Source organism: Actinomadura sp. GC306 (genome assembly GCF_004348665.1).
In the GTDB taxonomy this organism is placed as follows: domain Bacteria; phylum Actinomycetota; class Actinomycetes; order Streptosporangiales; family Streptosporangiaceae; genus Spirillospora.
Window position 1 is genome coordinate 1 of the sequence record NZ_SMKM01000255.1, and the last position, 9753, is coordinate 9753.

At 69.4% G+C, this 9753-nt stretch carries 9 protein-coding genes, 3 tRNA genes and 1 pseudogene; 2 read left to right on the forward strand and 11 right to left on the reverse strand.

Annotated features, from left to right (window positions below; all coding sequences use genetic code 11):
• A pseudogene (locus E1200_RS33995) lies at window positions 1-426 on the forward strand (hypothetical protein); the annotation flags it as partial.
• Window positions 427-488: 62 nt separating this feature from the next.
• Here the strand turns inward: E1200_RS33995 and E1200_RS26785 are convergent.
• Together E1200_RS26785 and E1200_RS26790 are read right to left on the reverse strand one after the other, a co-directional pair.
• Window positions 489-716 (reverse strand): hypothetical protein, encoded by a 228-nt coding sequence (locus tag E1200_RS26785; protein WP_131954850.1) that lies wholly within the window; start codon window positions 714-716, stop codon window positions 489-491.
• A gap of 12 nt (window positions 717-728) precedes the next feature.
• Window positions 729-1121: a VOC family protein gene (locus tag E1200_RS26790; RefSeq protein WP_131954851.1), complete on the reverse strand. Its 393-nt coding sequence runs from the start codon at window positions 1119-1121 to the stop codon at window positions 729-731.
• Window positions 1122-1195: 74 nt separating this feature from the next.
• Between E1200_RS26790 and E1200_RS26795 the strand changes: the two genes are divergently transcribed.
• Complete coding sequence (locus E1200_RS26795; protein WP_131954852.1) at window positions 1196-2422, forward strand: hypothetical protein; 1227 nt, start codon at window positions 1196-1198, stop codon at window positions 2420-2422.
• 159 nt (window positions 2423-2581) lie between these two features.
• On the opposite strand, the gene yjfF is transcribed toward E1200_RS26795, so the two are convergent.
• The 9 genes from yjfF to E1200_RS26840 form a co-directional block, all read right to left on the reverse strand.
• Entirely contained in the window at window positions 2582-3571 is a 990-nt protein-coding gene (gene yjfF, locus E1200_RS26800) for a galactofuranose ABC transporter, permease protein YjfF (RefSeq protein WP_131954853.1), read from the reverse strand.
• Window positions 3568-4635, reverse strand: a complete 1068-nt coding sequence (locus E1200_RS26805; protein WP_131954854.1) for an ABC transporter permease — start codon at window positions 4633-4635, stop codon at window positions 3568-3570. The genes yjfF and E1200_RS26805 overlap by 4 nt, the downstream gene beginning before the upstream one ends.
• Window positions 4632-6137 carry a sugar ABC transporter ATP-binding protein gene (locus E1200_RS26810; RefSeq protein WP_207933560.1) on the reverse strand — a complete coding sequence of 502 codons (1506 nt, stop codon included), beginning with the start codon at window positions 6135-6137 and terminating at the stop codon, window positions 4632-4634. Before E1200_RS26810 ends, E1200_RS26805 begins: the two co-directional genes overlap by 4 nt.
• Before the next feature lie 97 nt (window positions 6138-6234).
• A complete protein-coding gene (locus tag E1200_RS26815; protein WP_131954856.1) occupies window positions 6235-7206 on the reverse strand; it encodes an ABC transporter substrate-binding protein in 972 nt (323 codons plus the stop codon).
• Window positions 7207-7286: 80 nt separating this feature from the next.
• Complete coding sequence (locus E1200_RS26820) at window positions 7287-7727, reverse strand: LacI family DNA-binding transcriptional regulator (protein WP_131954857.1); 441 nt, start codon at window positions 7725-7727, stop codon at window positions 7287-7289.
• Window positions 7728-7921: 194 nt separating this feature from the next.
• Window positions 7922-8944, reverse strand: coding sequence for an NAD(P)-dependent alcohol dehydrogenase (locus tag E1200_RS26825; RefSeq protein ID WP_131954858.1), 1023 nt, complete (start codon window positions 8942-8944; stop codon window positions 7922-7924).
• 156 nt (window positions 8945-9100) lie between these two features.
• Window positions 9101-9176, reverse strand: a tRNA-Glu gene (locus E1200_RS26830).
• 272 nt (window positions 9177-9448) lie between these two features.
• Window positions 9449-9521 (reverse strand) — tRNA-Glu (locus E1200_RS26835).
• Window positions 9522-9545: 24 nt separating this feature from the next.
• A tRNA-Gln gene (locus E1200_RS26840) sits at window positions 9546-9617 on the reverse strand.
• Window positions 9618-9753 lie beyond the last annotated feature (136 nt).

The window sequence follows — 9753 nt, forward strand, 5'->3', positions numbered from 1 at the left end:
GCCCACGCCGACCCCGGCGGCCCCCACACCAAAGACGTCCTGACCAGCGTGATCGCCGCTCTCGACGAAGTCCATGGGCACGGCGGCGACACCGGCCGTTTGTATTATGACTACCTGAGGATGCAGCTCTCCGAGTCCGCCCGCGAAGTCCTGGAGGGGACGATGAAGATCACCGATTACGAGTGGCAGTCGGACTTCGCCAAAGCCCACCAAGCCGAAGGCGAAGCGAGGGGTGAAGCAAGGGGCAAAGCGCAGGGCAAGGCCGAAGGGGAAGCCAGATCGGTCCTTCTCGTCTTGCGCGCCCGGGGCATCGACGTTCCCGACCACGTCCGCGAGCGCATCACCAGTTGCACCGACACCGACCAGCTCGAACACTGGGTCCAACGAGCCACCACCACCGAGAGCGCCGAAGAACTTTTCACCTGACCCTCCGGCCCGGCTGACACTCTCCTGGAGACTCTGTGGCCATCGAGAACTACGAGTGGCAATCAGACTTTGCCAAAGCCCACCAGGCCGAGGGTGAGGCGAGGGGTGCGGTCGAGGGGACGGCCAAGGCTCTGCTTCTTCTCTTGCATGCTCGGGGATTCGACGTCTCTCATGAGCTTCGTGAGCGTGTTACGGGGTGTGGCGATATTGGGCAGCTTGAGCGGTGGGTAGAGCGGGCCGCCGTCGTTGAGGATGCAGATCAGGTTTTTGAGTGATTTTTCTGCGGCCACGCTCTCGGGAGTTTAGGCGGGACCTAGTAGGTCCCAGTGGTTTCCGGCTATGTCGAGGAACACGGCTACTCGTCCGTAGGGTTCTGCGCGGGGTGGGGTGGTGAACTCGACGCCGGCGTTCGTCAGGCGTTCGTGGGTGGCGTCGAAATCGTCCACTCGAAGGAAGAAGCCCACGCGGCCGGCGGTCTGGCTCCCGATGGCGGCGGATTGGTCCGGGCCGTCTGCTCGGGCCAGGAGGATTCCTGTTTCGGCTCCCGGGGGCCGGACGACGACCCATCGCTTGGGGCGTCCGTCGTTCGTGAGCGAAGGCGAGTCCTCGACCAGGTCGAAGCCGAGCGCTCCGGTGAAGAACCCGATGGCCTCGTCATAGTCGTCCACGACGATGGTGATGAGCTCCAGCCGCACCCTGCGAGCATACCTGGACAGATGTCTGATCGGCTGTCTATATTGCGAGGGCGGTCCACCTCTGGAGGGATTCGATGCCCAGCCGGTACGAAAGTCTGAGCCGTGCGCAGCTCGCCACGCTGGTACCGGAGCTGCTGCTCATCGGCCATCTGATCGACCGCGCGGGGATGCCGTTCTGCCTGGAGGCGTGGGGTCAGGAGGAGATGACCCAGGTCGCCATCGAGGAGTGGGCGGGCGCCAGTCCGATCTACACGCGGCGCATGCAGAAGGCGCTGGCGTTCGAGGGCGACGACGTGCCCACGATCTTCAAGGGCATGCAGCTGGACATCGGCGCACCGCCGCAGTTCATGGACTTCCGCTACAGCGTGACCGACCCCTGGCACGGGGCGTTCCACCTCGACCACTGCGGGGCGCTGCTGGACGTCGAGCCCATGGGGCCTTCCATGGTCAAGTTCATGTGCCATGACATCGAGGACCCGACGTTCGACGCTACGGCCGTGGCCACCAATCCGCAGGCGCAGGTGCGGCCGATCCACCGTCCGCCGCGACAGCCCGCCGACCGGCACCCGCACTGCTCCTGGACGGTGGAGGTCGATCCGAGCTACCCCGGCGTGGAGGCGATCCCGGCGCTCGCGGTCAATGAGCGGTCGCTGGCGGCCACGGTCGTCCTCGACGACATCGATCCGGCCGACGACGGTCTCGCCGACTACAGCGGGCCGCTCGTCGACGACCTCGACTTCGGAGCCTTCTCGCGCTCGGCGCTGGTCCGGATGGCGGACGAGGTCGTCCTGCAGCAGCACCTGCTGAACCTCTCGTTCCAACTGGCCGTGCGGGAGCGCGCGGCGGGTGACGAGGAGGTCTTCCGGCGTATTGCGCTCAAGCAGCTCATCGGGCATGCCGGGGTGGCCGCCGAGCGCCTGCACCGTGCGCTGGGATCGTCCGACACCCCGGAGGACGCGGCCCGGGTCCTTGAACTGCACCCGTTGATGAACCCGTTGCCGTATGTCCGGTTCAGCCGAGACGGGGACGCGGTCACGGTGTCGCACTCGCCGGCGCATCTGGACGGCGGGTGGCTTCCGCTGTGCACGCCCGAGACTCCCGACGCTCTGCGGGCGATCGTCCGCGCGGTGAACCCCTACTTGGACGTCGAGATGACCGGCACCGCGACCGACTGGACGGCGCGGGTCGTGCTCACCGACACCGCCGCTCCGGAGACAGGGGAGGTCGCGGTCACCAAGATCAGCAAGGGGGCCGCGTTCCGGTTCGAGCCGCGCCGGTCCCTTCCGATCTTCGTGAAGTGACCCGCCGCCGTCACCTGCGTCATCGTGTCGTCGCGGTCGACATTCGCCCCGGGGACGGGCGAATGGGGATGGTGCATAGCGGCAATCAGGGCTGCGCCTTCTTCGCATCTTGATGTTAGCGCTAACTTGGGAAGGGTAGTAAAAGGCGCTGCCGTGTTGCTACGTCGAACGGGCCTTCCTGCGGATGCCGACTAGGCGCTGCAGGGCGATGAAGGCGAAGAGCAGGACGCTGATGGCGATGCGCGTCCACCATGAGCTGAGCGTCCCCTCGAAGGTGAGCATGGTCTTGATGACGCCCAGGACGAGAACGCCGAGGAGGGTGCCGACCACGTATCCGGAACCGCCGGTCAGCATCGTGCCGCCGATGACGACGGCGGCGATCGCGTCGAGTTCCATGCCGACGGCGTGCAGCCCGTCGCCGGACAGGGTGTAGAAGGCGAACAGGACGCCGCCGAGGGCGGAGCAGAACCCGCTGATGGCGTACACCTGAATCTTGGTGCGGGCGACGGGCAGGCCCATGAGCAGCGCGGACTGCTCGCCGCCGCCGATCGCGTAGACGTTGCGCCCGGTCCGCGTCCAGTGCAGGACGTACACGGCCACGGCGAAGACGACCAGGGCGATGACGGCCCCCGCGGAGACGCGGACGCCGCCGGGCAGGGCGATCCGGTTCAGCGCGATGGTGTCGAAGAAGCCGTTCTCGATGGAGATCTGCTTCTCGCTGATGGTGAAGCACAGTCCGCGGGCGAGGAACATCCCGGCGAGGGTGGCGATGAACGGCTGGATCTCGAAGACGTGGATCACGTAGCCCATCGCCGCGCCGAACAGCGTCCCGACCAGCAGGACGAGCAGGATCACCAGCGGGCCGGGCAGCCCCAGCCGGGACGTCCCGACCGCGCACAGCATCCCGGACAGGGCGACGACCGACCCGACCGACAGGTCGATGCCGCCGCTGAGGATGACGAACGTCATGCCGATGGCGACGACGAGGAGGAACGCGTTGTCGATGAACAGGTCGGCGAAGACCTGGGCGGTGCCGAAGTTCTCGTAGCGCAGCGCCCCGGTCGCGAACGCCAGGACGAACAGGCCGAACGTGACGAGGACCGGGACGTGCCGGCGGTGCACCGCAGGCAGGGCGAGGGCGGTGGTCATGCGGGGACCTCGACTTTCTTGTCCAGTGCCGGCGGGTCCGTGGGCGGCGGGAGGGGTCCGGGCCGGCGGCGGCGCCCGACCTTGGCGCGGAAGGCCGGGGACTGGAGCAGGCACACGAGGGTGACGACGACGGCCTCGAACACCAGCGTGGTGCGCGGCGGGATGCCCGCCGTGTAGATCGTGGTGTTGAGGGTCTGGATGATGAGCGCGCCGACGACGGTGCCGGCGATGGAGAACCGTCCCCCGGTGAGCGCGGTGCCGCCGAGCACCACCGCGAGGATCGCGTCGAGCTCGATCCACAGCCCGGCGTTGTTGCCGTCGGCCGCGGACACGTCCGAGGAGATCATCCACCCGGCGACGCCCGCGCACGCGGCGCAGAACACGTAGCCGAGCACGATCAGCGAGGACGCGCGGATGCCGACGAGCCGGGACGCCTCCGCGTTGCCGCCGACCGACTCCAGCAGCATCCCGAGGGCGGTCCGGCGGGCGAGCAGGGCCGCGGCGCCCACGGCCGCCAGGACGATGAGGACCGCGACGGGCAGCCCCGCCAGGTGCCCGCCGCCGATCTCCCGGTACCCCGAGTCGCGGTCGATCGTGATGATCTGCCCGCCGGTGATGAGCTGGGCGATGCCGCGCCCGCCGACCATGAGGATGAGCGTCGCGATGATCGGCTGGATGGCGAGGCGGGTGACCAGGAGCCCGTTCCAGAGTCCGAGGACCAGGCACAGGCCGAGGCTGAGCGCGAGCGCGACGGCCACGCCCTGCCCCTCGCTGATCAGGTAGCAGGCCATCGCGCCGCTGATCGCGACGACGGAGCCCACCGACAGGTCGATCCCGCCGGTCGCGATGACCATGGTCATGCCGAGCGACACCATGATCAGCGGGGCGCCGAACCGGAGGATGTCGATCAGGCTGCCGTACAGGTGGCCGTCCCGGACGCGGACGGCGAGGAAGCCCGGCGTGACGATCGCGTTGACGGCGAGCAGCAGCACGAGGACCGCGACCGGCCAGAACAGCCGGTGCCTGGTCAGCCGGGCGAGGTTCGCGCGGTGCACGGGGTTCATGGCGCTCCGTTCGCGATCGTTTCGAGGAGCCGCTCGGGGGTGAGGGTCCCGTCGTTGGCGAGCTCCGCGACGAGCGTGCGGTCCCGCAGCACCTCGACCTTGTGCGAGAGCCGCAGGACCTCCTCCAGCTCGGCGGAGATGAACAGCACGCCGATGCCGTCGCCGGCCAGCGCCACGACGAGCTTCTGGATCTCGGTCTTGGCGCCGACGTCGATGCCGCGGGTCGGCTCGTCCAGGATCAGCAGCCGGGGCCGGGTGATGAGCCAGCGGGCGAGCAGCACCTTCTGCTGGTTGCCGCCGCTGAGGTTGCGGACCGGCGTGCCGGGGGACGGCGGCTGGATCCGCAGCTTCCGGATGTACTCGCCGACCAGCTCGTCGCGGCGCCGCGACGGCAGCGGCCTCGTCCAGCCGCGGGCGGCCTGCAGCGCGAGGACGATGTTCTCCGCGACCGTCAGGTCCATGACCAGGCCGTCGGCCTTGCGGTCCTCGGGGCAGAACGCGATGCCGCGGTCGATCGCGGCGCGCGGCGTCCGGAGCGCGACGGTCTCGTCGCCCACCCGGACGCGTCCGGTATCGGCGGCCTCGGCGCCGAACACCAGCCGGGCCAGTTCCGAGCGCCCGGAGCCGAGCAGCCCGGCCAGGCCGACGACCTCGCCCTCGTGGATCTCCAGGTCGACCGGGGTGAGCGCGCCGGTCCGCCCGGCGCCCTCCAGGGCGAGCAGCCGGTTCCCGCGCGTGATGGCCGGGGCGGCCTCTTCGAGCCGCTCCAGATCGCGCAGTTCCTGGCCGGTCATCCGGGAGACGAGGTCGAACCGGCCGAGGTCGCCGATCGGGTACTCCCCGACCAGCCCGCCGTTGCGCAGCACGGTGACCCGGTCGCAGATCTCGTAGATCTGCTCCAGGAAGTGCGAGACGAACAGGATGGCGACCCCGTCGTCGCGCAGCCGCCGCATGACGCCGAACAGCCGCTCCACCTCGCCCCGGTCGAGGCTGGACGTCGGCTCGTCCAGGATGAGGACCTTCGCGTCCAGGTCGACGGCCCGGACGATCGCGACGAGCTGCTGGACGGCGAGGGACTGCGCGCCGAGGGGCGCGGTCACGTCGAGGTCCAGGTCGAGCCGGGCCAGCAGCTCGGCGGACCGGCGCCGGATCCGCGTCCAGTCGATCCGGCCGAACCGGCGGGGCTCCCGGCCGATGAAGATGTTCTCCGCCACCGACAGGTTGGGGCAGAGGTTGACCTCCTGGTAGACGGTGCTGATGCCGAGCCGCTGGGCGTGCGGCGGGTCGTGGACCTGCACCTCCGCGCCGTCCAGCGTCATCCGGCCGGCGTCGGCCCGGTACACGCCGGTGAGCACCTTGATCAGCGTTGACTTCCCGGCGCCGTTCTCGCCCATCAGCGCGTGGATCTCCCCCGGGAACAGCCGGAAGGCCACGCCGTCGAGCGCACGGACCCCGGGGAACTGCTTGGTGATGCCGGTGACCTCAAGGACGGGCTCGGTCACGATGCCCCCTCCCCTGTCTCGCTGGTCGCGTCATGGCGGATCCCGCCGGGCCCGCGGGCCGCGCGCGGCGGCCGGCGGGTCCGGCGGGGGTCCGGGGTCAGTACTTGCGGGTGGGCAGGGCCTTCTTGGCGGCCTCCTGGTCGAAGACCGTCTCCTCGGTGACGATGCGCCGCTCGACGGGCTGGTCCTCGTGCACCTTCTTGACGATCTCCATGAGCTGCCCGCCGAGCAGCGGGTTGCATTCCACGATGAAGTTGATCTTGCCGTCGGCGAGGGCCTGCATCCCGTCCCGGACGGCGTCCACCGTGATGATCTTGATGTCCTCGCCGGGCTTCTTGCCGGCCTCCTCGATCGCCTGGATCGCGCCGAGGCCCATGTCGTCGTTGTGCGCGTACAGGACGTCGATGTCCTTGTGCGCCTTCAGCAGGGCCTGCATGACCTCCTTGCCCTTGGCACGGGTGAACTCGCCGGACTGCGAGGCGATCACCTTGAGGTTCGGATTGCTCTTGATGACCTCCTCGAAGCCCTTCTTGCGGTCGATCGCCGGAGCCGCGCCGACCGTCCCCTCCAGCTGGACGATGTTCACCGGCTCGGACGAGTCCTTGTACTGGTCCACGAGCCACTGGCCGGACTTCCGGCCCTCCTCGACGAAGTCCGAGCCGAGGAACGTCACGTACATGGACGCGTCGGAGTCCACCGCGCGGTCGGTGAGCACGACCGGGATGCCGGCCGCCTTCGCCTCCTTCAGGACCGCGTCCCAGCCGGTGACCACGACCGGGGAGAAGGCGATGACGTCGACCTTCTGCTTGATGAAGGACCGGATCGCCTGGATCTGGTTCTCCTGCTTCTGCTGCGCGTCGGCGAACTTGAGGTCGATGCCCGCCGCCGCGGCCTCCTCCTTGATCGACTTGGTGTTCGCCGTCCGCCAGCCGCTCTCGGCGCCGACCTGGGAGAACCCCAGGGTGATCGAGCCGGAGCCGGAGCCGCCGGAACCGGAGTCGCCGCAGGCCGCCACGGACGTCAGGGCGAGCGCCGCACCGGCGGCGGCGGCGAGGATTCTTCGCTTCATCGGGGGTTCTCCTTCGAGGGGTGGGACGGACGTGCTGTTAGCGCTAACATCACGCTCGGCGGACAACGGGGACGGCTGGGTCAGGCGCGGACGGCGGCGGTGGTCTCGCGGACGATGAGTTCGGGGCCGACGAGCCGCCGGCCGGGGGTGCCGTCCGCGGCGGGACGGCCGATGCGGTCCATCAGCAGGCCGAGAGCGTGCCGTCCGATCTCACCGAAGTGCTCGATGCCGTAGACGGTGGAGGCGGGCCCGTAGCGCGTGGTGTCGAAGCCGGCGACGCCGAGGACCCCCGACCCGCCGGTCACCAGGACCCGGGCGGCCACATTCGGCCGGTGGTCCAGCGCGCGGACGGCGGCGAGCACCCGGGCGCGGGTGGAGGCGCGGACCTTCGCGGGCGAGCTGAGGGCGCGGGACACCGCCATGGCCGGGACGCCCGCCAGCGCGGCCACGTCCTCCGTGCGGGCACGGCGCCCCTCGGCCGGGCCCCGGTCGGCCGGACGCCGCCGCGTCGACTCGCCCATCGTGCCTCCATGTGCCAACACGCTTGGCGAGAATGTTTGCGATAACGCTCTGCCGTGTCAATACCCCAGAGACCGGAACATCCGGCGGAACGACCCTGGAACAGGGCAATACAAGCCCCGACCCACGCCGGCGACCCTCGTGACGGCCCACGCATTGACGTCGGATACCGATAGCGCTAACAAGTCCCACGCCGTCAGGGCGTGAGGATGGCGCGCCCCCGGACTCGCCCGGCGTCGAGGGCGTCGATCGCGGACTGGAAGTCGTCCAGGGCGTACTTCTCGGTGTGCAGGGTGACCGCGCCGCGCGCGGCGAGGGCCATCAGGTCGCACAGGTCGTTGTAGGAGCCGACGAGGTTGCCGATGATGTTGATCTCGGCGGAGATGATGTCGATGGTGGGGACGTCGATGTTCTCGCCGTAGCCGACCACGTGGTAGTCCCCGGCCTGCTTGAGCATGCGCAGGCCCTCGGCGGTCGTGCCGCCCTCGCCGACGAAGTCGATGACGACCTCGGCCCCGCCGTGGGTGAGGTCGAGGACTTCTTCGACGTGGTCGCCGTCCGCGACGACACCATGGTCCGCGCCGATCGACGAGGCGAGGTCGACGGCCCCCTGGTCGCGGTCGACGACGATGATCTCGGCCGGACTGAGCGCCTTCAGCACCTGGACGCCGATGTGCCCGAGGCCGCCGGAGCCGATGACCGCGCAGCGGTCCCGCGGTGTGAGCCGGCGCGCGGCCTTCGCCGCCGCGTGGTACGCGGTGAGCCCGGCGTCGGCGTATGCCGCGACGCCGGCGGGCTCCAGCGACTCGTCCAGCTTCACCACGCTGCGCGCGTTCGTCCGGATGTAGTCGGCGTATCCGCCGTCGCTGTCGATGCCGGGGAACCGGCTGTTCGCGCAGTGCACGTCGTCACCTGAGCGGCAGGCGCGGCACAGCCCGCAGGTGACCAGGGGGTGCAGGATCACCTTGTCGCCCTCCGCGATCCCGGTCACGGCGGAGCCCACGGCGTGCACCCACCCGGCGTTCTCGTGCCCGATCGTGTAGGGCAGTTCCACGCCGGACTTCTCGGCCCACTGGCCCTCAAGGATGTGGAGGTCGGTGCGGCACACCCCGGCGCCGCCGATCCTCACGATGACGTCGAACGGCTCCTCCGGCTCCGGGACGGGGACCTCCGCCATCCGCAGGTCCTGGTGGTAGCCGACGACCTGGACGGCCCGCATCGCACTCATCAGCAGCACTCCTCGTGTGGGTTGGCGTGCACCGCCTTCCGCCGCGTGCATACCCGAGGCGACCGCCGACCATCACACGCGATCTTCGAGGGGAGTGGACGACCCTGAGAAAAGAGAAAAACCGCAGATCATCGATCTGCGGTTCCGTGGTACCCCCGAGCGGATTCGAACCGCCGTTACCGCCTTGAGAGGGCGGCGTCCTAGGCCACTAGACGACGGGGGCCGGACTGTTCGACCCGGGCGATCTCCCGCTCGGGCCTGCCCCACCTTACCGGACCAACCCCACCAGCTCGAACCGAATTCCCAGGCCCGGAGGAATTTTTGCGGCCGACACCCAAGCAGCCCTTGGACGTCGCAGATGATGTCATTGGGCGCGAACCGCAACCACGGGTGAGGGCGAAGCCCGAACACCGGGGGTTCCAGGGGGGCGCCCCCTGGAAGACACCAGGAAAACGGCGAAGCCGCCCCAAAAGGGCGGCGAGCAGGCCGAGCCAGTACCCCCGAGCGGATTCGAACCGCCGTTACCGCCTTGAGAGGGCGGCGTCCTAGGCCACTAGACGACGGGGGCGCATGTCCGCGCAAACGGACGCAGCTGGGGTACCAGGACTCGAACCTAGACTAAGTGAACCAGAATCACTCGTGCTGCCGATTACACCATACCCCAGTGAGGTACGAGCGCCCGTTCCGTTTCCGGCCGGTCGCTCGCGTCCCGATGAGAATACAGGACCTTGCGACCGCGACCAAAACGAATGGCGCGGGAGGTCAGGCGCGGCGTGCCGGGCGGGGGCCAGGGGGTGGTC